This is a genomic window from Candidatus Laterigemmans baculatus, from assembly GCF_010367455.1.
GTDB lineage: Bacteria > Planctomycetota > Planctomycetia > Pirellulales > Pirellulaceae > Laterigemmans > Laterigemmans baculatus.
In genome coordinates this window covers 176,754-200,652 of sequence record NZ_WRPR01000112.1, presented here as the reverse complement: position 1 = coordinate 200,652, position 23,899 = coordinate 176,754, and the positions used below count along the sequence as shown (strand labels likewise).

Annotated in this window: 16 protein-coding genes; 7 read left to right on the top strand and 9 right to left on the bottom strand. The window is 66.2% G+C overall.

The window, feature by feature from the left end:
- Both GNK13_RS18865 and GNK13_RS18860 read left to right on the top strand, forming a co-directional pair.
- The gene (locus tag GNK13_RS18865; RefSeq protein ID WP_164104097.1) at nt 1–4,368 is read left to right on the top strand and encodes a DUF1549 domain-containing protein; all 4,368 of its coding nucleotides are present in this window, start codon (nt 1–3) and stop codon (nt 4,366–4,368) included.
- A 243-nt stretch (nt 4,369–4,611) separates the two neighbouring features.
- Nucleotides 4,612–5,934, top strand: coding sequence for a c-type cytochrome domain-containing protein (locus tag GNK13_RS18860; RefSeq protein ID WP_164104096.1), 1,323 nt, complete (start codon nt 4,612–4,614; stop codon nt 5,932–5,934).
- 299 nt (nt 5,935–6,233) lie between these two features.
- On the opposite strand, the gene GNK13_RS18855 is transcribed toward GNK13_RS18860, so the two are convergent.
- Entirely contained in the window at nt 6,234–7,733 is a 1,500-nt protein-coding gene (locus GNK13_RS18855; RefSeq protein ID WP_203329142.1) for a DUF1501 domain-containing protein, read from the bottom strand.
- Between the two features lie 83 nt (nt 7,734–7,816).
- Between GNK13_RS18855 and GNK13_RS18850 the strand changes: the two genes are divergently transcribed.
- Entirely contained in the window at nt 7,817–8,053 is a 237-nt protein-coding gene (locus GNK13_RS18850; protein WP_164104095.1) for a DUF4328 domain-containing protein, read from the top strand.
- A complete protein-coding gene (locus GNK13_RS18845; RefSeq protein WP_164104094.1) occupies nt 8,046–9,164 on the top strand; it encodes a hypothetical protein in 1,119 nt (372 codons plus the stop codon). Before GNK13_RS18850 ends, GNK13_RS18845 begins: the two co-directional genes overlap by 8 nt.
- Nucleotides 9,165–9,292: 128 nt before the next feature.
- Here the strand turns inward: GNK13_RS18845 and GNK13_RS18840 are convergent, their stop codons facing one another.
- The 8 genes from GNK13_RS18840 to trpS form a co-directional block, all read right to left on the bottom strand.
- The gene (locus tag GNK13_RS18840) at nt 9,293–13,453 is read right to left on the bottom strand and encodes an FtsK/SpoIIIE domain-containing protein (protein WP_164104093.1); all 4,161 of its coding nucleotides are present in this window, start codon (nt 13,451–13,453) and stop codon (nt 9,293–9,295) included.
- Nucleotides 13,450–13,698, bottom strand: coding sequence for a hypothetical protein (locus GNK13_RS18835; protein WP_164104092.1), 249 nt, complete (start codon nt 13,696–13,698; stop codon nt 13,450–13,452). The genes GNK13_RS18840 and GNK13_RS18835 overlap by 4 nt, the downstream gene beginning before the upstream one ends.
- The gene (locus GNK13_RS18830) at nt 13,695–14,318 is read right to left on the bottom strand and encodes a hypothetical protein (RefSeq protein ID WP_164104091.1); all 624 of its coding nucleotides are present in this window, start codon (nt 14,316–14,318) and stop codon (nt 13,695–13,697) included. The genes GNK13_RS18835 and GNK13_RS18830 overlap by 4 nt, the downstream gene beginning before the upstream one ends.
- A gap of 186 nt (nt 14,319–14,504) precedes the next feature.
- Nucleotides 14,505–14,774, bottom strand: a complete 270-nt coding sequence (locus GNK13_RS18825; RefSeq protein WP_164104090.1) for a WXG100 family type VII secretion target — start codon at nt 14,772–14,774, stop codon at nt 14,505–14,507.
- Nucleotides 14,771–15,661, bottom strand: coding sequence for a tetratricopeptide repeat protein (locus GNK13_RS18820; RefSeq protein ID WP_164104089.1), 891 nt, complete (start codon nt 15,659–15,661; stop codon nt 14,771–14,773). The genes GNK13_RS18825 and GNK13_RS18820 overlap by 4 nt, the downstream gene beginning before the upstream one ends.
- Before the next feature lie 248 nt (nt 15,662–15,909).
- Nucleotides 15,910–17,208, bottom strand: a complete 1,299-nt coding sequence (locus GNK13_RS18815) for a hypothetical protein (protein ID WP_164104088.1) — start codon at nt 17,206–17,208, stop codon at nt 15,910–15,912.
- An 8-nt stretch (nt 17,209–17,216) separates the two neighbouring features.
- A complete protein-coding gene (gene acpS, locus GNK13_RS18810) occupies nt 17,217–17,597 on the bottom strand; it encodes a holo-ACP synthase (protein WP_164104087.1) in 381 nt (126 codons plus the stop codon).
- Nucleotides 17,598–17,678: 81 nt separating this feature from the next.
- A complete protein-coding gene (trpS, locus tag GNK13_RS18805) occupies nt 17,679–18,641 on the bottom strand; it encodes a tryptophan--tRNA ligase (protein ID WP_164104086.1) in 963 nt (320 codons plus the stop codon).
- Between the two features lie 261 nt (nt 18,642–18,902).
- Between trpS and GNK13_RS18800 the strand changes: the two genes are divergently transcribed.
- Genes GNK13_RS18800 through GNK13_RS18790 form a run of 3 tightly spaced genes read left to right on the top strand, consistent with a single transcriptional unit; the run spans nt 18,903 to nt 23,710 of the window.
- On the top strand, nt 18,903–19,958 hold the full coding sequence (locus tag GNK13_RS18800; protein ID WP_164104117.1) for a KpsF/GutQ family sugar-phosphate isomerase: 1,056 nt from the start codon (nt 18,903–18,905) through the stop codon (nt 19,956–19,958).
- A 10-nt stretch (nt 19,959–19,968) separates the two neighbouring features.
- Nucleotides 19,969–20,502 carry a KdsC family phosphatase gene (locus tag GNK13_RS18795; protein WP_164104085.1) on the top strand — a complete coding sequence of 178 codons (534 nt, stop codon included), beginning with the start codon at nt 19,969–19,971 and terminating at the stop codon, nt 20,500–20,502.
- A gap of 16 nt (nt 20,503–20,518) precedes the next feature.
- Nucleotides 20,519–23,710, top strand: coding sequence for a hypothetical protein (locus GNK13_RS18790; protein WP_164104084.1), 3,192 nt, complete (start codon nt 20,519–20,521; stop codon nt 23,708–23,710).
- Nucleotides 23,711–23,899 lie beyond the last annotated feature (189 nt).

Sequence of the window (23,899 nt, the reverse complement as noted above, 5' to 3'; positions counted from 1 at the left end):
ATGTCACATCGATCACTTGCCGCAATTCGCGGACGGATGCCGATGACTGCGGTGCCCAAGTTGACTGCGGTGCTTGCCTGGGCTGTGGGCGTGCTGGGAATTCTGGCCGTTGCCCCCGCCGACGCTCAGACCGTGGCCCGAATCGAACCGCGAGCCTGTCGCCCCGGCACGCCGGTCCATTTGCTGATCGCCAGCACTCAAGATCTGGCTGCCGATCTCCGCGTCACGACCAGTTGTCCAGAAGCGACGGTCAGCCTCGAAACGGTCGATTCCTCACGGGCCAAAGTCGAGCTCACGGTTCCGGCCGAGACCCCGCTCGGCTCGCTGCGATTGTTCGTCGCAACCGCGGCCGGCCCCGCCCAGCCGGTGGCGATCGTGGTCGACGATCTGCCGGCGATAGCCGAGGCGAACAGCCACGACTCACCTCAAACGGCGCAGCCGATCGAAACGCTCTGCGCGGTCTCCGGCACCAGCAATGGGGCGAAGAGCGACTACTACCGGCTCACGGTCGCCGCCGATCAACGCCTCGCCTTCGAGGTCCTGACGCAACCGCTCGAGTCCTCGATGGACCCGGTCGTGCGGCTGCTCGACAGCAGCGGCGAGGTACTTTGCGCGGCCGATGACGACGAACTCGGTCCCGACTGTCGCTTTGAGTATCGGTTCGCCTCAGCGGGCGAATACCTGCTGGAGGTGCGGGACAACCGCTATGCCGCTGGGGATGCCTACCATCTGCGAGTGGGCGACTTTCCGATCCTGAGGCACGCGATCCCGCTGGTTGTCCCCGCGGACACACCGACGACCGTTCGCTTCGCCGGTCCCGATGGCGCAAAGGCCGAGCCTCGCGAAGTGACTCTCTCGGCGGACGCCTTCCGCCGCACGACGACCGTCGCCACTCGGCTCCCTGGCGGCCAATTCTCCGCGTGGGTCCCACTGCAAGTTTCGCAGCCTGCGGTGGTCGAAGCTCCAGCGGCGGAGCCCCTCTCTTTCCCGGTAGCCGTCTCGGGGCAGTTGGCAGACGCGCAGCCACAAGATGCCTGTCGGCTGCAGGGCGTGAAGGGCACAGCGATCCACGTCCAAGCCCGCACGCGGAGCCTTGGCTCGCCAGCGATGCTGCGGATGCAGTTATGGAACGAAGCGGGGAAGAAAGTCGCCGAGACTCCCGTCTCCGAGGTGGACGAGTGGAGCTTCGCGTACACGTTCCCCGACGATGGCGTCTACCGGCTAGAAGTTAGCGATCTGCTCGGCCGCAGCGGCGAGGAGTTTGGCTACGGCATCGAAGTGGTTCCCGCCGACGCGTTCACGCTGCAAGTCAAAGCGGACGCAAAACTTCCCCAGCAGTTCGCGATCGAGGCAGGGCAGGGAGCCTGTGCCATCGAACTGCAGATTGAACGCTTGGGCTACGACGGAGCGATCGAGCTTTCCCTCGCCAACGATCCACCGGGACTGCGGATTCTCAACCCGCACATCGCCGCCGGAGCGAAGGAAGCCAAAGTCTACATCGCTGCCGACGAGTCTTGGAATGCTGGCTCGCTGGCGGCAGTCGAACTGTGGGGGCGGGCAGTAGAGCAACCGGAACTGCAGCGGAAGGTTTCGAGCCGGGATTGGGTGCGAGCCGGAAAACCCCATGTGCTGTTTCCCGCCTCGTCTGGCGACGGCATGATTCTGCTGAGCGGTGTCGCCGCCAGCGAGCCCCTCTTCGCTCTCGAGCCGCGTGAGCCGCTCCGCTTCGCTCGGCCAGAGCCGAGTCACACCGCGACGCTGCAAGTCAAACGCAGCGACGAAGCTTTTAAGGGAGCCGTGACGGTGCTGGCCGACGCGTTGCCCGAAGGTTGGACGCTGGCGGTCAAAACGGACCAGGACGCCCACACACTGACCTGGACGCGTCCGGCCCCGAATGAACCCAGCGGGGTGGCCCTGCCCGAGCGGCTGACGGTCCTGGCTTACGCGGAACATGGGAATCGCGGCCGAGTGCAAAAAGTGGAACTGCCGGTGGAGTGGTTCGATCCACCCGCGACGCTCGAGGTCTTCCCCTCGGAGATCGGCCTCCGCGGCCCCAAGGACCGCAGCCAATTGATCGTGACCGGCTACGACGCGGAGGGCTCAGCGCGGGACTGGACGCGGGATGCAAAGCTATCCTCGGCCAATCGCGAAGTCGCCGAGATCCGAGGCACGACCGTCTTCCCCAAAGCCGACGGTGAGACGCAGATCATCGTGGAGGTGGGTCCGCTTCGCCACTCGATTCCGCTCCGCGTCAGCGAGATGAGCGTTCCCTCGCAGACCGCGTTTGAGAACGAGGTCTTGGTGGCGCTGTCCAAGCAAGGCTGCAATTCGGGAGCTTGCCATGGTTCGCCGAGCGGCAAAGGCATGTTCCGCCTGTCGCTCCGCGCATTCGACCGCGAGTTGGACGAGCTGACGCTGATCCGCGAGGACTTCGGACGCCGCACGAATCCGATCGATCCCGAACAAAGTCTGTTGTTGCTCAAACCGCTGATGAAAGTCAGCCACGGCGGCGGCAAGCAGCTGCACACCGACGACGCGGCGTATGCCATCCTCCGCGACTGGATCGCCGAAGGGGCAAAGGCCGATCCGCCCGGCACCCCTCGCTGTATCCATCTGGAAGTCATCCCGAGCAAGAAGCGGGTGCTCCGACTCGACGCCGGCCAGCAGCAATTGGCGGCGGTTGCCCACTTCGCCGACGGCTCCAGCCGAGACGTCACGCACTTGGTGGCTTACGAGAGCTCCGACATGACCGTCGGCACGGTCGACAGCAACGGGCTGGTGACACCGCTGCGGCGGGGCGAGACAGTCATCCTGGTGCGATACCTGGAACACATCGAATCGATCCCCTTGATGTTCGTTGAACAAGTCCCGGAGTTCGCCTGGAACGATCCGCCGACGAACAACTACGTCGACGCATTGGTACACGCGAAGCTGCAACAGATGCAGTACGTCCCGGCGGAAATTTGCACCGACGAAGAGTTCTTGCGGCGGGTCTATTTGGACGTGATCGGAATTCTCCCCACGGTCGAGGAAAGCCGCAGCTTTCTCGACGACCCAGGTGAAGACAAACGGGCGCGGCTGATCGATCGCTTGCTCGAGCGGGATGAGTTCGCCAAGTTCTGGGCCCTCAAGTGGGGCGACCTGCTGAGGATCACTGGGAAAACGGTCGGCGACCAAGGCGTGCACAAATACCATCGCTGGGTCGAGGAAGCGTTTCGTCGCAACCTGCCCTACGACCAGTTCGCCCGCGAGCTGCTGACCGCCAGCGGCAGCACGCTAGCCAATCCCCCAGCGAACTTTTACCGCACGGCCACCGACCGAGACACCTGCGTGGAAACCGTTTCGCAAGTCTTCCTCGGCGCGAGGTTGCAATGCGCCAAATGCCACAACCACCCGTTCGAACGGTGGACGCAGGACAATTACTACGGCCTCGGGGCCTTCTTCGAACGGGTCCAGCGACGCAATACCCAGCGGCCGGGCGAGATGTTCATCTGGACGTCGGCTTCGGGCGAAGTCACCCAGCCGCGGACCGGGGAGCAGATGAAACCGTGGCTGCCGCTTCGAGACGAGCCTGCGATCGATGACGCGACCGACCGCCGGACCGTGTTTGCCGAGTGGATGGTCGATCCAGCGAATCCTTACTTTGCCAAGATCGAAGCGAATCGCATTTGGGCGCAGCTGTTCGCCCGCGGGATCGTCGAACCGATCGATGATTTCCGCGACTCCAACCCACCGACCAATGACGCTTTGCTCGAGCGGCTCGCCCAGGATTTCATCGACAGCGGATTCGACCGCAAGCATCTCCTCCGCGTGATCTTGAACAGCCGCACCTACCAGGCCAGCTGCGAGACGACCGAGCTCAATCGCGACGACGCTCTCTATTTCTCCCACCAGCAACCGCGTTTGCTGAGCGCTGAACAGCTGCTCGATGCGGTCAATCAAGCCACCGGATTGGCACAAACTTTCGGCGCTCTTCCGGCCGGTACCAAGGCGACGCAGTTGCCGGCGCCCGATTTGGTGGAAGTCGAGTTTTTAAAAGTGTTTGGGCAACCCGAGCGGGCCACCGTGTGCGCCTGTGAACGGACCGACGAGACGACGTTGGGAATGGCAATCGAACTGTTCAACGGCTCGGCGATTCACGAAAAACTCCGCGACCCGGCGAATCGTTTCCGCCGACAGCTCGCCGCCGGCACGCCGGTGCCCGAGGTCCTCCACGATCTTTACCTGGCCGCCCTCTGCCGCCCGCCATCGGAGAGCGAACTGCAGACGGCAGTTGCGCATTGCGAGCGGCGAGGAGATCCCGCGGCGGGCCTCGAAGACGTCTGCTGGGCGCTACTCAACACCGACGAATTTTTATTTCAGCATTGAACCCCAGTCCGACGGCGCTAGCCGCGGGTGAGCCGACGGCGCTAGCCGCGGGTTCCGTCGCGCTGCCGAACGGATCGAGCTTGTGATTGAACACCGCTTCAGGTCCACGTTTTCCCACAGCGCGGACCGGAATGGACCCGAGGCTAGCGCCTTCGGCTCAAAAGCATCCGAGCTCATGATTCCCACATCGCCACGAACCACTCGCCCACGCGCTGCCGCGCACCCTCCGCCGGAACCCCCGCCATGAGAATCGCCGCCGGGCTGTTTGCCGCCCTCCTCGTCGCTCCGACCTCGCTGTGGTCTGCCGAGCCGATCAGCTTTCGCGGCGAGATCGCACCGCTCTTGCTCGAGCACTGCGTCGCTTGCCACGGGGCGAAAAAAGCCGAAGGGGGCTATCGGGTCGACACGTTCGCGGAACTCTCCAAAGCGGGAGATTCGGGAGAGCCGCCGATCGCATCCGCAGACGAGGGCAACGGCGAACTGCTGCGGCGGCTGACGAGCGAGGATGAGTTTGAACGGATGCCAGCCGAGAGCGATCCGCTCGCCGAAGCGGAGATTGCCAAGGTGGCTGCTTGGCTGGCTGCCGGGGCGAAGTTCGATGGCGACGATCCAGAGGAGTTGCTCCCGTTCGTGATTCCCCCGCCACGCCATCCGGCTCCTCCAGCCTCCTATCCCAAGCCAGTCCCAGCCACGGCGATCGCCTTTTCGCCCGACGGCGGGCAGATTTTGGTCGGCGGCTACCATGAAGTGACGGTGTGGGATGTGGAGACGGGCTCGCTCGTCCGCCGCATCGAGAACCTCGGGCAGCGGATCTTTGCGTTGGAGCTGAGCCCCGACGGCGGCACGTTGGCGGTCGCGTGCGGGGCGCCGGGGAAAAGCGGCGAAGTGCGGCTGGTGGACTTTGCGAGCGGCGAAGTTCAGGCGGTCGTTGCCCGCTCGACCGATGTGGTGCTGGACGTCGCGTTCCGCCCCGCCACGCCCGAATTAGCCATCGCCGCGGCTGATCGGCAAATCCGCATCGTCAACATCGAGACGCTCGAGACGGTCCGCGCGATGACCAGCCACGCCGATTGGGTGACGGCGATCGCCTGGAGCGACGATGGCAGCCGTATGGTCTCAGCCAGCCGCGATCGATCGGCCAAAGTGTTTGACGCCGAGTCGGGCGAGTTGCTGGTCAGCTACCAAGGGCATGAATCTCCGGTTCGAGGCGTGGGACTCTCGCCCGACGGCCAACACGTCCTCTCCTCCGGCAGCGACGCTTTCCTCCACCGCTGGTCGATCAGCAACGGCAAGGCGGTCTCCAAAGTGCCGCTCGGTGGCGATGGGGCTCAGATCACCCGTGGCGAAGGTTTTGTACTGGTCCCGACCGCCAACGAGCGCGTGCTGCAGATCGAGCTGGCTAAAACCACCGTCGCCCGCCAGTTCGAAGGTTTCGGTGATTGGGCATTGTCGGCGGCCTGGCACGCGGAATCGGGCCGGATCGCCGGCGGCTCGTTCGACGGCGAGCTCCGCGTCTGGGATGCCGCAAGCGGTGAATTGATCCAATCGTGGATCGCCAAACCGTAAAGCTCCCTCTCCCCCGAAGAGAATCGCGGACTCCGGTCGGCCTTCACACGGCCTGAATTTCGCGATTCTCTTTGGGGGAGAGGGCCGGGGTGAGGGGGAGAAGCGGCCGGCTCGCCGGCCTTTTTAGTCCCGCGAAAGAGGCTGTTTTCGTTCTCTCGTCGATGGTGCGGTTCAGTCGCGTGGGTAGTATCTGCCACACTGCGAAGCCCCCTCACCCTAACCCTCTCCCCCACCTATTGGCTGCGAAACTTTCGTTTGCAGCCAATAGGTGGGGGAGAGGGGACTAGAGCGGCGTGCGGTCAGAACAACTCCGTGAGCGGGCGGCCTTCGTCGAGCAGGTTGTAGGGTCGTCCCTGGGCGTCGGTCGCGATCAGATCCTTGGTTCCGGTCGCAAAGTAGACGGTCTTGGCGATGTCGGCGGGGGTCAGCGGATGATCTTGCGGGTATTCGCCGAGGCGATCGCTGGAGCCGAAGGTTTGGCCGCCGCGAATCCCTCCGCCCGCCATCAAAACGCTTAAGCAGTGCGTCCAGTGGTCGCGGCCGGCACCGCTTGAGCCGCCCGAGCGGGGATCGCCGATCTTGGGCGTGCGTCCCATTTCGCTGGTCACCAACACCAGCGTCTCGTCCAACAGCCCGCGTTCGGCGAGATCTTCGAGCAGCGCCGAGAAGGCTCGGTCGAACTCCGGCAACAGATCGTCTTTGAGACAGTTGAAGTTATTGCCGTGGGTATCCCAGCTCCCGGCGCTCGCGCACTTTTTCTTCAGGGAGTCGTCACCCTGCCAGAAGACGGTCACGAACGGCACTTCCGCCTCGACCAATCGCCGAGCCAGCAGCAAACTCATCGCGTTGACCGAATCGCCATATCGCTCGCGGACCGCCGCCGGTTCTTCACTGACATCGAAGGCCGTGGTCGTGTCGGCCGAGAGCAGCAGTTCCATCGTCCGCTGCTGATGCTGTTTCCAGGTCCGCTCGATCGGAGAGGCTTCGAACTGGCGGCGGGCGCCGTCGAGCTCGGTCAGGAGTTCCCGCCGCGAGCGGAGTTGCTCCTTGGTGACATCGCCAGCCAGGGCCAACGTCGGGGCGTGGAACTTGAGTGGCTCCTCCCTCGAGCCATGGACATAGAGCGGATCGAACTCGACTCCCAGCCGTGCAGCGAACTGGCCGGGTCGCGTGTAAGGCGCGGGGCTGGGCATGTGGGGGAGCGTCAGCGCGTTCGGCAGCCCTCCCCGCGAAGGACGTCGGGAAGCGACCACCGAACCCATGTAAGGCCAATCGTCCGGGTAGGGCCGGCGGTTGTTCCCTTGCGACAGAAACGTGGGGTCGGGGACGTGTCCGGTCAGGTTGTAGTAGTAGCCCGCGTGATGGTCGTTAGTGTTGACGGTGCCGTCGATCGAACGGACGACGGCCAAGTGATGCGCCTGCTTGCTGAGCATCGGCAAGTGTTCGCAGAGCTGCAGGCCCGGAGCCGAAGTCGCGATCGGTGCGAACGGCCCGCGGTATTCCGCCGGAGCTTCGGGCTTCATGTCCCAGGTATCGATCTGGGAAGCGCCGCCGCAGAGGAAAAACAAGATCACCGACTTGGCTTTGCCGGCGGCTTGCTCGCCACCAGAAGAATTGCCCGGCGAAGCCGTCTGTCCTACCGGGGTCTGCCCCCAGAGCTGAGCGGGGCGTCCAAAGTGCAGCCCGGCAACCCCACCGGCCGAAGCCACGAGGAATGCCCGCCGACTGGCTGTAATGGGACGACTGGCTGCAATGGGACGACTGGCCATGTTCGCGGCCGAGCGAAAAGGCGTGCGCATCACCGTCCTCCAGATCGTGGAAGCCTGTGCAAAGAGTCGAGTATACTCCCCCCGGATCGGGGAGTCACCCATTTATCGACGAGGTGAACGCGACCAATCAGGATTTACTCTTGATGATGGGCGGGGTCGCCGCCATCCTGCTGATAGTCCTCCTGTACCTCCTCACCATCATCGTGCACTGCGTGTGGACCAACCGGATGAACAAGAATGCCCGCGCGTTGGGAGCCCGCGACATGGAGCACACTCCCGCCTGGGCAGTCGGCTACTACTTCATTCCGTCTCCTGTGGAACGCCCAGTGGGCGAATTGGCTCGTGTTTGAATTTTTGCGTCTGGCCCATCCATCGCTCGGTCCGCAGCCGATCCGCCCGCCGCGGCTCAGCCTGCGAGTCCCGCTCACCGACCGGATCGGCCTGCCGCTGCCACTCCTCGCCTACGATTTGCCCTGGTCGACCGTCGACAGCGAGCGGGCGGCCCGCGTGGCTGATGCCTTGGATGAGCTCGGGATCGCGGTCGCCGCGCTCGGCTGCGAGCTAGGCACCCGACCCTCGCAACCGGCCACAGCCCAAGCCTCCCCCGCCGCGGCGGTCGCTCTCTCGAATCGCTTCTGCCCCTACCGCCCCGAGCGTTACGGATTGCGGATCGAAGACCTGACAGCCGCCAAAGTCATCGACATTCGGCTCGCTGCCAGCCGCGATGGCTCGGGCCGCTTCAACTATTCGCCCGCCCAGATGCGTCGCTGGGATCTGCGAGGTGCGCGAAAAGCGGACCGCAACGAGTCGCTCGACGTCTCGACTCCCACGATGCACTGGCCCCCGGACGTGCGGACTCTCGAGGAACTGCCGGGGAAAGTGGCAGAGCTGCGGCAATTGGCTCCGGCCGCTGCGATCGGCATCAGCCTCGGGCTCGACTCCCTCGAGCTGGGATTGCCGATCGTGCGAGATGCCAAAGCCGAAATCCTCACCATCCGAGCCGATGACGATTTGCAGCGCGATGCCACCACGGCCAATGGTGGTTCCTCAACCGCTCACCTGTCAGCCGCTCGTTCGTTGGCGAACTGCGTCGCGCGCACCCGGCGATGGCTCGATGCGCACGGCGGCCGGCAGATCCGTCTGATCGTGGTCCCTCCCTCGGAAGCCGACGCCGGGGACTGCGTGAAGCTGTTGGCCCTGGGCGCCGCGGTCGTCGCCGTCGACGGCTGGTGCAAGCCGCTCTTGGCCCCGCGTCCCCCGGAGGCCAACGACGACTGGGCCGCCGCGACGCTCGGTGTGTCCACTCGCCCGGCCGCCCCCGCCACGCCCGAAGTCGACACCGCGGAGCTCCAAAGTCGCATCGAACGCATGATCGCCCTCGTCGAATCGACCGGAGTCGCAAGCCTCAGCGAGCTCGGCCCGGAGCATGTGAGAGAGTGGGGACGGGCGAGTAGCGAGTAGCGAGTGGCGAAGCGGTACTCGTACTCAGCGAAGCGGTACTCGATCGTTCGCAGGGCGTGTGGTGGTGCGCGGATTCGAGTACGAGTACGAGTACCGCTGCGCTGAGTACGAGTACGATGGAAAACCTGCTACCTGCTCCCTTCCCTCCGCCACTTTCGGACTTCGCTGGGGTCGGGGGAATTGCAGAGGCGGAATTTTTCGATCGTTCCTCCGGCGTCGTCGTAGAGCAGCAGCGTTGCTGGAGTGAGCTCGGCGGCTTCGGGTGTGTCGATCAGCTGCGCCGAATCGGCAGCGCTGGTTCGCCCGATGATTCGCAGCTCCAGATCGTGATGGGAGCTGCGAGGCAGCCACCGTGAGAGCGTCTCGGCGGTGGCGCAGTCGATGACCACGTGGCACCCAGCGGCCGGGCCGTCGCGGAGCAGCGTCTGCAGAGCCACTCCGCCGCCGGCACCTGCGGACCCGTCGAGCGAGAAGCCAAAGTTGTCGTCTTGGCGAAGATCGCGGAACCGCTCCAGCCCATGGATCACGATCAATGTCGGGGGCTGCGGCAGCGCATCGGCTTCCCGTTCCTCGGCTCGCTCACCGTGGTCCAGCTTCGCCGCGAGCGCCACCAGGGTCTCTTCAGCCTCGCGAGGGCGCACGACTCGGCAGGCAACCCCAGCCGCCTCGAGCCACTCGGCTAGCGATTCACTCTCCGCACCCCGCGGGCCGTCGAGCAGCACGATTTCCGGATCCTGCCCCACCTGCCGCCGCACGTCGGTGGCGAACGTTGGCAGCCACGCAGTGAGGACGCTGGTCAAGGAATCGAGGTCGCCGACGCAGAGCACGTTGCGGCCCGGAGCGTCGTTCAGCTGCAGCGTGCTCGGGGGACCAATCCGCACCGCCTCGCCGAGCAATCCACGGTAGGAATGTTCCGCGGAAGCGCGCTGCTGGGTCCCGGAAGCACGCTGCTGGGCTGCATCGGCCGGTGGGGGCGTCAGGCTTTGCTCGGCCAGCGAGGGTGTCCACCGCGTGGGGCGATTGCCTTCGAAGACGACCGTCGCCCCAAACTGCTCGGCCGCCTCCGGATGGAGGGCGGCCAGGGCGGCTAACTGCTCTCGGTGTCGCTGCGGTTCGAGCCAAGCGACTTGGAACGGCTGGTTGCCTTCGATCAGTCCCCCGGCGTCGTTGAAGATCGCTTCGCCGGGCCGACTCAGCAAGCGGGCAGCGGGATTCTCATCGGCCAGAATTAAAGCCGCATCCGACTCGCTGCACTGCAGCGCGATCCGAATCGCCATCTGCCCGAGCGTCGCCCGCGGCAGCGAATAGGCTCCGGAGAGCGACTGGCTGCTGAGCACGACATGGATGCCGAACGAGCGGCCTTGGCGGACCAGTCGATCGAGCAGCATCGTGCACTCTTGCGCCAAGCGGTCGTCGCGGACGAACCACTCTTGGAATTCGTCGACGACCAGCAGGATCCGGGGCAGCCTCTGGTGCGTCTGACGGCGGTACTCGCTGAGCTCCTGAACTCCGGCGGCGCGGAACCGTTCGCCTCGCTGCTGCAACTCCGCATCGAGCCGCTCCAGCACGCTGCGGCCAAACTCCCGCTGGCTCTCGATCCCGATCACGCGGGCGTGGGGCAGGTGGTGATCGGCGTAAACCTTAAATTCGACCCCTTTCTTGAAGTCCAACAGGTAGAGGTGCAGTTGATCGGGAGCGTAACGCTGTGCAGCGGCGGTGATCAGCGCATGCAGGAGCGTGCTTTTGCCCGACCCGGTTTTGCCAGCGACCAGAACGTGCTGCCGCATGCCTGAACCTAGATCGATCTCCAACGAGCGTCCGACGCCTTGCCGCCCGATCGGGATCCTCAGCCCCGTGGCCGAGTCGTAGCTCTCGGGTTGCTCGTCGCCGAGGAGGCTGTCGAGCGGGATCTCGACGCGCTGCGCCGCGACGGCGGCTTGCCCGATCCGCTCGGTGAGCATCGGAATGGCGGCCGGAGGAGGCGGGTCGACCGGCGCGGCCGGCAGCGACTCGAGCTCGCTGTGGCCATGCCAGAGCTGCCCTTGCTCGTCGATCCGCAGCCGCAACATCGAGGCTTCGGGCAGCGGTGGCATCTCGAGCGGCCAGGGCTGCGAAGTGTCTCGGACCAGGATCAGGAACACGCCGCACCGCCGGCCGCCGTCGATCAGCGCGCGGAGCGAATCGTAGCCGTCGCGCGAAAGCCCCGCGGGGAGGCCGACCGCGGCCACGACGCGGTACGGCTCGGCCAGGGCTCCGGCTTCTCCATTGAACGCTTCGATCGTGGAGTAGCGATCCCGCAGGCCGGTTTGCAGGAAGTCTTCGACATGCTGAGTCAATTCCGCCAGGCGAGTCGTGATCTGCGGCGTTGCCGACCAGACGCGATGTCCAATCAACTGGGGGTCGTAATCGGCGAGTGACACGAGCGAGGCGAAGCTCTGCCCGCGGCCCACCGGATCGAGCAGAGTCAGCCGCAACCGACCTCCGGCGACCGACGTCAGCGCCCGCCACAGCGCCCCGCGCACCAGCTCCGTTGCCACATGCATCTGCTCGGGCGGACAGTCGACGAGCACCGCCGAGTGGCTCTCGCGGACCAGCATCAGCGGCAGTGCAGTGGCGTCTTCCGGAGCCGCGTCACCGAGCGACTCTCGCAACCGCGCCGAGACGTCGAGCGTGCCCAGCGGCAACCAGCGGAGCGTCGACTGCAGCGGTGCAGCCGAGTCCTCAATCGCTCGCCAACTCGGAAACTGCCGCTCGACCGTCCGCTGCGCTTCGCGGAGTCTGCCGAGTCCACGCGCGACGCCCGACTCGATCCGCGCTCGCAGTCGCTGCAACTCGTCGGCTTGCTGCGTCCGCAGCGATTGGCGGCGACTCTCGCTCTCGGCGGCAAATCCATCGAGCCGGTTGGAGAGACTCGTGGCGGTCGCCGCGGCGTGGGCGGCCTGCTCGCGGCTGATCTCCCCGTACCGCTCCTCGAAGTGATTCTGGATGGTCGCGATCCGATCGTCGAACTGCCGCGTCGTCCGCGTCTGGTCGGCCAGATGCCGTTCGCGAATCTCCCGCATTTGTTGATCGTGTTGCTGGCGAAGCGCCCCAAGGGCCGCCTCTCGATTCCTCCGCAATTCCGCGACCCGCTCGGCTGCTTTGGCCGCCGACAATCGCCGCCCCACCGCCGCCACGGCACTCGCATCGAGCGCCGCCCGTTCGACACGCGGATGCAGCTCGCGGGTTTGCCTGCGAAGCGGGACCATCATCGCCGAGTGGGCGGCGACGCCAGCGACCACTGCCAGCGGCAGCCCCATCAGCATCCACAGCACCATCCGCTCGGGCCCCACCAGGTAAACGCCGCCCGCCCAAAGGAGCGCCACGCCAACCATCAGCAGAGGCAAGTAGTACGATTCGGCGAACCGCGCCGGCCAGCCGGACCGCATCTCGGCGAGCAGCGATTCGCCCCGTTCGGCGAGCGACCCGATCTCGGCCACGCACTCGCGAACCGTTCGTCGATCGTCCGGCGGCGGCGCTGACGCATTCGCCTCGGCTTCGCCAGAGGTGCTGGCGTCGGCACTGGTGGTGTCGTCGGCACTGGTGGTGTCGGCGGGAATCAGCGCGGCCAGCTGCTCGGGACCTCCGCACCGCTGCATCGTCAGCTCGCGGGCCGTGGTCAGCGAGGCGTGCATCCGCCGCATCGCGGTCGCCAGCTGGGCATACTCATTCTTCTGGACCGCCGCAGCTTTGGGTTTCTCGCGCGCGTAGCGGGCTTGAATCTGCTGCTTCTGACTGTCGAACGCCTGCTCCTCCTCGCTGACATCGTGCCGGCGCCCGCGGCGGATGGCGGCCAGAGCATGGTGCCGCTCATGCCGCGCCGCCAACGTTTCCTGCTCGTACCCAGCGATCGTCTGCTCGTCGAGCTGATCCCATGCCTCCAAGGTGCGGCGGCGTTCGCTTCGGCATTCCGCTGTGGTCCTCTCCAAGGCGTCGGCCAACTCTTGGTCGAGCGCTTCAAGCTGACGTTGGTGCGCGTCGCTCAGCTGGTCGCGGACGCGAGTTCCTTGACGAAATCGCCCGGCAAGGCCTCGCAACAGGCGAGCTTGGCGGACCGGGGTCAGCAACCCCAAGCCGTGGAGTTTCTGAACCGGCAACCCCTGCCCAGGGCGAAGTTGTGGGTCGCGGCGTGAGAGCTGCGGCGACGGGCCGGAACGAGCTGCATCGTCGGCGGCTGCGTCGTCGGCGGCAGAATCATCGGCAGCGGAATCCGTGTCGGGGGAATCGGTGGCACGTTTGGGTTGGATCACGCTGGGGTCTCGTCATCGGAAAGCGCGCGGAGAGCCTTTTGCAACGTCTCGCGAAACCGCACGATCTCGGCGGCCGTGTGGCTCATCGCTCCGGGCAACTCGGCCAAGTACTCGGTTTCAAATTGCCGCCGCCGCGCGTCCTTCCAATGCTCGGCGGTACGTTGCCAGACCGCGGTGAAGCTCAACCAGTCACGGCGAAGTTGGTTCTCGGCATCATGGAAAGCGCCGCTGCGGGGAGGATTCACGGCAATGGCTCGTCGTTACTCGGCAATGGCTCGTCGTTACTCGGCAGGGGCTCGTCGTTACTCGACAGTGGGCGGTTCGAAAGGGGGCGGTTCGTCGGTGGGGGCGGCTGGTCAGTGCTGGTTGGCGGAGCGGCGTTGGGCGAGGGGAGCGAGTCGGCGTAGCGGTCGAGGGCGTCGATCCACTGGGCGAGCTGGGCGGCCGCGGTCGGTAAGCCCGCTTCGGCGTGCTGCTGCAGCCCCGACGTAGCGGCGATCAGCTGGTCGACGGCCCGCTCCATCTCGGCAGCCCACCCGCGGCAGGCGGCCGCCCGCTCCTGGCAGAAACGGAGCCGGCGCCGCAGCTCGTTGACGCGGTTGCGAGCTTCGGTGGCCCGGGGTCGATCGCGTCCGCCGTAAGTCGTCTGCAGTGCGGCGAGCCGGGCGGTCGCGTCTTGCAGCCCCCGCTCGGCCACCGCCACCTGATGGCTCCAGTAGCGGGGCTGTTCGACCGCCGCCCACTCGAGCGCCCGCCGGGCCTCGCTGCGGAGCGTGAAAATCTGGTCGTCCAATCGCGATCCCCACTCCAGCACCGCAGCGCGAAGCTCGCGGAGCGCGTCGATCGAACGGATGTGGGCGTGCATGGCGATCGCTCTGTCAGAAAACTGCATTTCCCCGTCACCCTCCCCCCGGGAGGGTCGGGCTCTTAGGCCCGGGGAGGGACCGCTGAATCCAGGCTACGATCAGAGGTCTACGTGGCGCGTCGCCCCCCCGCTCGTTCCTCGCGACCCTCCCGGGGGGAGGGTGTCGGTCGGGTTTTCCGACCGATCCTAGCCGTGCAGATACTGTTCGACCTGTTCGGCTTTGCGGAGCAGATATGGGACGTGCTGCCGCGAGGCTTCGAGCAGACGGTTCATCTGCCGCATCTGGTCTTCGAATTCTTGGCTGAATTTCCGCTGCTGCTGGTCCCGCCAACTCTGCTCCAGTTGGTTCATTTGCGAGGCGAGTGCCGCACTTCGCTGCTGCAACTCCTCGGTGAAGATTTTCAGGTTGCTGGCAAACCGCCGCAGTTGCTCGGGATCGACGATGGCTTGGTTCATGGGGGGCCTGGGGGAGAGGGGCCTGTAGCCGATGGGGCTGGGGGTGGCGGTGCGGTTTCGGATGGGGCGTCGGCCTGCGCCTGCCGCAGGGCTTGGCGATACAGCGGCAGCGTCCCGCTCAGCCCCAGTCGTTCGGCGACATCCGCGGCTGCCTGCATCGCATTGAGGCGAATTCGCGGCGGGGCGGGGACCGCTCGCCGCAGGGCCGCGGCTCGCCACGCGGCCAGCGCTTCCAAGTCGCGACCGACCGCCTGCAGGCAGTGGCCGAGGATCAGGTAAGCCAGCGGTGCTTCGCGATCGACCAGCAGCGCCGGGCCGAGGGCTTCGATCGCCTCGTCGTAGCGGCCGAGATCTCGCAGCGCCTCGGCCAGCACGACCCGCAAGTGGTCCTGCGAGGCGTCGCGCTGCAGACGCGATTGGCAAACCTCGACGCGGCGACAGGCCCAGTCGGTTTGAGCTCGCTCGAGCTCCCGGTCGGCTTCGGGCGTATGCAACCGCTGAGCCACTTGGCGGACATCCTGCAGTTGTTGCAGGGCGCGGGCCAGCGAGGCTTCTTCCAGCTGCCACAGGACGCGCGGCTCCTCCGGTTCGCTCTCCAAGGCTTGCTTGAGCACGCGGGTCGCCTCGACCGAGCGGCCCGCCTGGCGATAGATCGCGGCCAGCTCGAGGTAGGCCTCGATATCGGCCGGCCGATCGCGCAGATACCGCTCGAGCTCCTGGCGGCGCTCCAGCGAAGGGGCTCGAGGGAGCTCCCGCGAACCACCGGCCTCGCTCACCTCCTCGCGGCGGAGCAGTTCTTCAGGACGGACCGGTCGCCAGCGTCCCCCCTCGAGCGGGCTGAGCGGGGGGCGCTCCGCGGCGTCGGCAGGCGTCTCCGATCGGGACATCAGTGAAAGGCTCGGTCCTCGGCAGGATCTTCCGACCCGGTGCAGGTCAACTCTCTATTTTTCAAGGTCCCGCCTCGCTGGGTCAAACGCAACCCCGCAAGCCGAGACCGGTCGCTGCCTCCAGTCTAGCTTGCAATTCCTGTTCAGCTCCCCACCCCTTCCTTCGTGCCCTTCGTGCCCTTCGTGCCCTTCGTGCCCTTCGTGCCCTTCGTGCCCTTCGTGGTTTTCCCCCACCGTCCCCAGAGGTTCTATTCGCCACCCCGGAGCGTGACCCCAAAACCACCGGAATTGTCGGCTAACTCTCCCACCTCGTCGGCCACTCGCAGCAACAGCCAGCTCTCGTTCGTCGCGGTCAGCTCTCCCTGGCGGCCGATCCCCACGACTTCCAGCGGCTCCAGCTTGGGGTCGCTGACCGGAGCGGTCGGGAGCAACGTCGCCAACAGCCGGCCTCGCGGCCAGCCGCGGTGGTAGCGAACCGTCACCCCTTCAGGCTCCGTGATCCACGGCTTGGGCTCCCGTCCGATGACGCACTCCCCGTCGGCGGCGATCGCGATGCGAGTCCCAGCCGGAATCCGGACCCCCACCGATTGCCAGCCTCGATCGGCCGCCACCACCCGTTCGACTGGCCGTCCATCCCAGAGCGGATCGTCGGCGGCGATCTCCAGCCGATGCCGATCCCACTCGTAGCCGTAATCGAGCCCGTCGATCAGCACCCGCCAGCGGGCCTGGGCCACCTTCCACTGGTCCCCCAGCGCCGCCACGAACTGGCGCGTAAAGTTCGGCGTCGCGTCCCTCCCCTCGCGGGCCGCGGCGAGCAGCGCCGTGCGGTACTCGGGGTACATCTCGAACAGGATCGCGGCGGCCCAGGTCCAGGCGTAGGGTTCGACTTGGCGATGCGACGTGTCGCTGTAGCGGAGCACCGAAACGAGCGAGAGCGTGCCGCCGGTTTGCCGCCGTTGGTCGAGCAACTTGAAGCGGCCCCAGTAGGGAAAGGCTTCTTTCGACTCGGGCACGATCGGCAACTCCATCCGCTCCCCGTCCCAGCGGTGGGTGCTGAGCAGCTCGGCTGTCCCCTCCATGAACCAAGGGGGGCCGGCGCCGCTGAAGGCATGCGACGCCAACGCATGGGCCCCCTCGTGAAGCAGCAGATGCCGGGTGTAGTAGTCGGAAGGCTGCTGCTGAACCCAGGCCGAATCGCCCCACTGGTAGCCGTGAGGAAAGTCGGGGAGCGAGTCGGGAATCAGCCCCCGCTCGCGAAACAATTCCCGGTCGCTCATCAGGTAAGCCGTCACCCGCCAATCTTCGACCTCCGCTGCGGGCAGCTCCCAAAACTGGCACCACAGCGGAACCGCGGCGTCAAAGGCCCGGGGCAACTCGTCGATCGCCGGAGTCGAGCGGATGTCGGTCACGATCCGCACATACCGGCCTTCGAGCTGGCGAAGTTCTTGAGCCCACGCGGGACTCGCCCCAGCCCAAAGGAACCCGACGGCCCACAGCATCAAGCCGCCGATCCCAAGCGAAGACCACGAGCGGCGATGGAGGAGCATGGCGGCGATCATCCCGAAGCGAGCGCGTAGGCGGTGGCGTGGCTGCGGCAGTGGGAGATGCTGATATGCATTTCCTCGATCCCCAGCTCCCGGCACAGCTCGCACGCCTTGCCACCGAAGGCGATTCGCGGTCGCCCCCCCGGTTCGTTGCGAACTTCGATATCGGTCCACTGGATCCCCTGTGACCATCCGGTGCCGAGCGCTTTGAGGACCGCCTCTTTGGCGGCCCAACGTCCGGCATAGTGCTGCGTCGCCGCTTTCCGCGAACTGCAGTACAGAATCTCGTTCTCAGTGTAGACCCGCTTGAGAAAGATTTCGCCGTGCCGCTCGATCATTTTGGCAACGCGAACGCATTCCACGATGTCCGTGCCGATGCCAATAATCCCCATCGAATCCCGCTTTGCTCTCGGCCGAAGAAAAGTCCAATCGCCCACCTGCCGCAGCCCCACCTGCCGCAGCCCCGCTGCCGCTCACCGCAGCCCACACGCCTTTTGAGCTCGCAGCAGCACGGCCGCCGCTTCGCCGCGCGCTTTTTCGGCCCCCTGGTCGAGGACTTGAGTGACGTAGTCGAGGTTCTGCTCCAGTTCCCTCCGCCGCTGCCGAGCCGCTCCAAAAAACGCTTCGCTGGCGTCGGCGACTCCCTTTTTGACTTCTCCGTAACCGAAGCCCCCACGGCGGTACTTCTCCGCCATCGCCTCGACGTCCGCCGGCGGTGCGACGAGCCGGTAGAGCTGGAAGAGGTGGTCGTCCTCGGGCACTTTGGGCTCCTCCATGGGGCGGCTGTCGGTGACGATCCGCATGATCATTTTGCGGATCTGCTTTTCGTCACCGAACAGCGGCAACGTATTGTCATAGCTCTTGCTCATCTTTTGGCCGTCGGTCCCGGGAACTTTGGCCGCATCGGTCATCACTTGCGCTTTGGGAAGCTTGAAGACGTCGCCAAAGGTGTGGTTGAAGCTTCCCGCCAAATCGCGGCACACCTCGACGTGCTGGACTTGATCCTGCCCGACCGGGACCAGTTCCGCATCGTAGGCCAGGATGTCGGCGCTCATCAGCACCGGATAGGTAAACAGCCCCGCGTCGGCCGGCAGACCTTTGGCTTTCTTTTCCTTGTAAGCGTGGCAGCGTTCGAGCAGCCCCATTCCCGCGCCGGTCATCAGCAACCAGCACAGCTCGGAGACTTCCGGGACGCGTGACTGGACGAACAGCGTCGCCCGCTGCGGGTCGAGTCCGAGGGCGAGCAGATCGAGGGCCGCGTCGAGCGTGTTCTGGCGGAGCGCCGATGCGTCGCGAACCGTGGTCAGGGCGTGCAGATCGGCGATGAAGTAAAACCCATCGTGCTCCTCCTGCAGGCTGATGTACTGGCGAATGGCCCCAAAAAAGTTTCCCCAGTGAGGGCGGCCGGTCGGTTGGATCCCGGAGAGGACACGCATGGTCGGTTTTGTGATCAAGGGCGAGCGAGGGCAAACCGCGGCTGGAAACGCCGCACCGCCGAATTGTTCCGCCTCGAGCGAATCCTGCAAACCGGGCATCCGCAGCGCCGAACCGGGCAGCCGCGAACTATCCGGTCACGGGTCTCCGATTTTCTCGCGTTGCGGCGGCGGCCGCTTGGCCAGTAAGCTCGGCGGCGAATCGTCTTTTGCCGGCTCTCGCGACGGGAGCCGGAAAGGTTCCGCATGGATGCGAGACTCCCAATGTCCCCAGCCCGCCCCTTGCTCGATCAGGCGGCTTCCACTCCGCCGCTGACGCCTCTCGAACGGCTCCGGCTCGCCCGCGACGTGATGCGGAGCGAAGCCGCGGCGATCGAGCAGATCATCGACGCGGTCGGGCCGCAGATCGTGGTCGCGGCCGAACGGATCGTCGAGTGCAGCGGATCGATCGTCGTCACCGGGATCGGCAAAGCGGGGCTGGTCGCGCAGAAAATCGTCGCCACGCTCGCCAGCACCGGTTCGACCGCCCATTTCCTGCACCCCTCCGAAGCGATCCACGGCGATCTGGGCCGCGTCACCTCCCGCGATCTGGTGTGGGTTTTTTCCCACAGCGGTCAGAGCGAGGAAGTCGTCCGGCTGCTGCCCGCCCTGCGGCGGCAATCGGCGGGGATTCTGGCGACCACGGCCGACGCCGAAAACCCGCTCGGCAAGTGGGCCGATTGGCGGATCGAGATCGGGCATGTCGAGGAAGCCTGCCCGCTGGGACTGGCCCCCACGACCAGCACCACGCTGATGCTCAGCACCGGCGATGCCGTGGCTCTGCTGGCCAGCCGGATCCGCGGCTTCACGGCCCACGATTTCGCCCGCTTCCACCCCGGGGGGAGCCTCGGCCGCAAACTTTCCAAAGTCGATCGCTGGATGCGTCCCCGCCCGCAGTGCCGGGTCGCTTCGGCGGCGGCCAGCGTCCGCGAGGTCTTCAGCACGACGACCTGCCCGGCCCGCCGCAGCGGTGCGGTGATGCTGGTCGATGACGAGGGCCGCTTGGCGGGGTTGTTCACCGACAGCGATCTGGTGCGTCTGCTCGAACTTCGCCGCGACGAGGCCCTGGATGGCCCCATCGCCGCGGTGATGACTCGCGACGTGCAGACGGTGCTGTCGGGATCGCTGCTGGGCGATGCGATCAGCATCTTGGCGGGCCGCCGGATCAGCGAACTGCCGGTCCTCGACGCTGGCGGACGCCCGATCGGGTTGCTCGACATCACCGACGTCGTCTCGATGAGCGAGGTCGATCCCCCCACGGTTCCGCTCCGCAAGGCGTAGGCGCTGCCCCATGTTTTCCGACGATTTGCGCTCCGACCAAAGCCTGGCCGGCCCGATCCGCGTGATCCTCTCGGACGTCGACGGCGTGCTGACCGACGGCCGAGTGATCTACGACAACAGCGGTGTGGAGACCAAGTGCTTTCACATTCGCGACGGGCTCGGGATCAAGCTCTGGCAGCGGGCTGGCTACCAGTTTGGAATCATCACCAGCCGGACCAGCGAAGTTGTGCGGACACGGGCGGCGGAACTGGGCGTGCGGGTCGTTCGCCAGGGAGTGCCCGAGAAGTGGTCCGCGGCGATCGAGATTTTGCAATCGCTCGAGGCGACTCCCGAGGAAGTCTGTTACATCGGCGATGACCTTCCCGATCTGGCCGTGATGCGGCGCGTCGCCTTGCCGGTGGCTGTGGCCGACGCCTCGGAGGATGTTCGCCGAGCGGCGCGGTGGACCACGCGGTTGCCCGGCGGTCACGGCGCGGTTCGCGAATTGATCGAACGGTTGCTGAAGGCGAAATCGCAGTGGGAAGATTTCGTCAACAATCCCTGAGGATCCAAGCTCCCGAATGTCTCGACCGATTGTGGATTACCTGATCGCCCTGGCTGTCTGCCTGGGCGCCGCAATCGCGTATCGCGCGACCGTGGTTCCCCTGCTTCGCCCGGAAGTCGGCGAAGTCGTGACGGTCGACGACGCCAGCGACGAGATCGCTGGCCCCGATATGTCGGGCGTGTTTCCAGCCGATTCCTGGCAGCGTGGACGCCCCAAAGTGCTGCAGGCCAGCTGGGGGGTGTTGCTGTTCGAACACTGGGAACAGATCGCGCCGGATCGCTGGCAGGTCAAGCCGGTCTCGGTCGTCCTCAGCCGCGAAAATGACGACGAAGGGTTCGCCTCCAGCATGCTCCCGGCCGCGGCCGCCGAACAGCCTCGCGACGGCAGCACCGTGATCATGGACGCGCCCGACGGAGCGATCATCGAATTCGCCGAGCCCCTGAACATGCTCTCCGGCGGATCCCCTCCGATCAAAGGAGGCCAGCTGGTCGGAGAAGTCCACATCTACAACGAACCCTCGCCCGAGTACGCCGACGAGGCGCTCGACCTGCGGGCCCGAAACGTGCGGATCGACAGCCGACAGATCCGCACCGTCGAAGCGATCGATCTCCGCATCAGTGGAGCCCGGATCTCGGGCCGCGACCTGACGATCCATTTGGCCGGCGGCGGCACGATCCCGACCGGCAACCGCGAGTCACCGCTGGCGGTCCTCGACTCGATGGAACTGATCTATCTCGACGACTTGAGCGTCCCCTTGCCCGATGGGGGACTCTGGGAACCGTTGCCCGAGGTCGTCGCGAACCAGCCCCAGCCCCAGCCCCGGCCCCAACCCCAGCCCCGGCCCCAGCCCGCCCGCTCGACGCGGACGCTACCGAACGGACCCGCAGCGGCGCTCCCCACAGCCCCTGCCGGCAAGCTCTCGGTTCGCTGCGGGGGCCGAGTCGTGTTCGATTTTACCGACTACACCCTGCGGCTCGGCGATGGCGTCGAAGTCCGGCACCAGGGTGGGCTGGTGGCCGACGATACGTTTCGCTGCCGCGAGCTGTCGGTCCAGCTGGTCGATCCCTTCAGCCGCACGGCCAGCCTCGACCGCGAGCGCGCTGAAGGTGCCATGAAGGCCGCGGCGACGATCCGCAAAATTGAAGCTCGCGGAACTCCGCTCGACGCCAATCTTCCCTCGCTGGCCAGCCGGGTGAAGGCAGCCGAGCTGGTGGTCGACGTCTCCCGCGGCTCGCTCCGCGTCGCCGGGACTCCCGAAGCCGACGTGGAACTGGCCCATCGCGGCTTTCAGTTCACCGTCCCCGAGCTGACCTACCAGATCGACTTGGCCCATCCCGAACAACTCGGCACGCTCGTGACCCGGGGAGCGGGGATGCTCCGGATGACCGACCCCGAGCTGCCGGTCCGCAGCGTCTCCTGGCAGGAAACGCTGCAGCTGCTCCACGACAGCGAAGGACACCATCTCTGGGCAGCCGGGAAGATTCGGGCGAACACCAGCGACGGCGGATCGGCCGGCGCCGATTCGGTGCTGCTGACCTTTCAATTGCCCGCTGACGACTCAGCGGGCAGCGACGCAGCGGGTGGCGAACCGGCGGGTGGGGCGCTCGCAGGCCTGCGGCCCGAGCAGCTGCGGATCAGCGGCAATGTATCGTTCGATACCTCGATGCTCTCGGCCGAGGCCGAGCTGCTGCAGGTTTGGTTTGAGCACTTGGACCCGGCTCCCGCCAACGCCGCCCCGCCGGCTCCGAGGCTCGGACTCAATCCGGCCACCGGCACGCCGCTGCGACTCTGGGTCACCGGGCCCGATGGGCGCAGCGACGGCAGCGCGGTCGCACCGCTGGCCGGGCCGCGCGTCAAGCTCCAAGGACACACGATCCAGGCCAACCTCGTGCTTCGCGAAGGAGAGGTGGTTGCTCGCGACATGAGCGTCGTGAAAGAAGTTCGACTGGAGCACGAGCTGCAAACCGAGACGGGCCGCCTGCCGCTGGTCTACACGGGGGATTCGCTGCGGCTGAAGACCGGAGACGGCGAAGACTTGATTCAGATCGCGGGCCGGCCGGCGCGGCTGGCGCTCGGGGACGGCTACTTCGAAGGTCCGCTGGTGCTGATCAGCGGCACGCAAAACCGCGTCTGGATCCGCGATTCGGGGACCTTTCAAATGCCCTCGGCCGTGCTTCCCAGTGGAGCTGCCAGTGGAGCTGCCAGTGGAGCTGCCGGTGAAGCTGCCGGCGCGATGCAGTGGGCCGGTCCGCCGCGGTGCGAGTTCCGCGGCGAGTTGACCTTCGACGGCCAGAAAGTCGAGATCGGCAACCAAGTGCGGCTGTCGGCCCGGATGAAGGTCGGGGACGCGGCCGACCTGTGGGACGTGCTGGCCACCGCTCCGAAGCTGGAGATGACGCTCGACCGGGGCGTTCAAGTGATGCAGCCGACCGCAGCCCGCGCCGCGGGCGTCGAACGCGTCTCGCTGCTTGGGCTCGATCAGGACGTGCTGGTGACGGCGACCAAGCTCGATGCGGGGGGCGTGCCGCAGAGCCGCCATGTGCTGAGCAATCCTCGACTGGACTTTTTCGCTGCCAGCGGCGAGCTGCAGGGAGCCGGCCCCGGGTGGTATCGCAGCTGGGCGGCGACCGACAGCAAGACGCCGCTGCGGTCGATCGCTCCGCCGGGATCGTTGCTGAGCACGCATTTGATCTACAACGGCGGGATCGAGGGGGATCTTTCCCGCCAGCAGATCGAGTTCGTTCGCGGCGTGCGGATCGGCCTCGGCACGGTCTCCGGCTGGGACCAGCAGCTCGACGCGGCGACGATGACCCAGCTGCAGCTGAATCAAGGTACGGTCGATTGCGAGCGGTTGCGGATCGGGACCGCGCCCCACTCAGGAGCCACCGGCACAAACTTCGCCAGCGGTCGCGGTGGTTCCCGCGTACCCTGGGAAATGCAGGCGCTCGGCGGAGTGGCCTTTCGGATGATGAGTCCGCGGGGCCTAATCGACGGCACCGCGACGCGGATCGCGTACGACGCTGGCGGGGATCTATTCGTCTTGGAAGGTTCGCCCCAGCGGGCCGCGGTCGTCCGCCAAACCAGCCCCACTGGTCAGCAGCTGCTCAATTTCCAGCTCGAGGTCATCACGTTGCGTTCCGAAACGCTCGAGGTCGAAGCGATGGTTCAAGGAGCCACCGTCGGAGCGCTCCCCGGGATGACGCGGTAGCCTTCCGGCCCCCTCCGTTGAGCCGCAGGCGCTAGCCTCGGGTTCCGCCGGGCCGCTAGGCGGATCGAACGCGTGACTAAACGTCGCTCCAGCGCAAAGTTTTCCCACGCCGCGGACCGGACTGGGCCCGAGGCTAGCGCCTTCGGCTCAGGCTTCGAACGATGCGACCGGACGCACGAAGCACGGCGG

Coding starts and splice junctions, on each gene's coding strand:
- trpS (WP_164104086.1), bottom strand. CDS start 18,641: ATGCGTGTCCTCTCCGGGATCCAACCGACCGGCCGCCCTCACTGGGGA.
- GNK13_RS18800 (WP_164104117.1), top strand. CDS start 18,903: ATGTCCCCAGCCCGCCCCTTGCTCGATCAGGCGGCTTCCACTCCGCCG.
- acpS (WP_164104087.1), bottom strand. CDS start 17,597: ATGGGGATTATTGGCATCGGCACGGACATCGTGGAATGCGTTCGCGTT.
- GNK13_RS18795 (WP_164104085.1), top strand. CDS start 19,969: ATGTTTTCCGACGATTTGCGCTCCGACCAAAGCCTGGCCGGCCCGATC.
- GNK13_RS18860 (WP_164104096.1), top strand. CDS start 4,612: ATGAGAATCGCCGCCGGGCTGTTTGCCGCCCTCCTCGTCGCTCCGACC.
- GNK13_RS18865 (WP_164104097.1), top strand. CDS start 1: ATGTCACATCGATCACTTGCCGCAATTCGCGGACGGATGCCGATGACT.
- GNK13_RS18815 (WP_164104088.1), bottom strand. CDS start 17,208: ATGCTCCTCCATCGCCGCTCGTGGTCTTCGCTTGGGATCGGCGGCTTG.
- GNK13_RS18790 (WP_164104084.1), top strand. CDS start 20,519: ATGTCTCGACCGATTGTGGATTACCTGATCGCCCTGGCTGTCTGCCTG.
- GNK13_RS18855 (WP_203329142.1), bottom strand. CDS start 7,733: ATGCGCACGCCTTTTCGCTCGGCCGCGAACATGGCCAGTCGTCCCATT.
- GNK13_RS18830 (WP_164104091.1), bottom strand. CDS start 14,318: ATGCACGCCCACATCCGTTCGATCGACGCGCTCCGCGAGCTTCGCGCT.
- GNK13_RS18825 (WP_164104090.1), bottom strand. CDS start 14,774: ATGAACCAAGCCATCGTCGATCCCGAGCAACTGCGGCGGTTTGCCAGC.
- GNK13_RS18820 (WP_164104089.1), bottom strand. CDS start 15,661: ATGTCCCGATCGGAGACGCCTGCCGACGCCGCGGAGCGCCCCCCGCTC.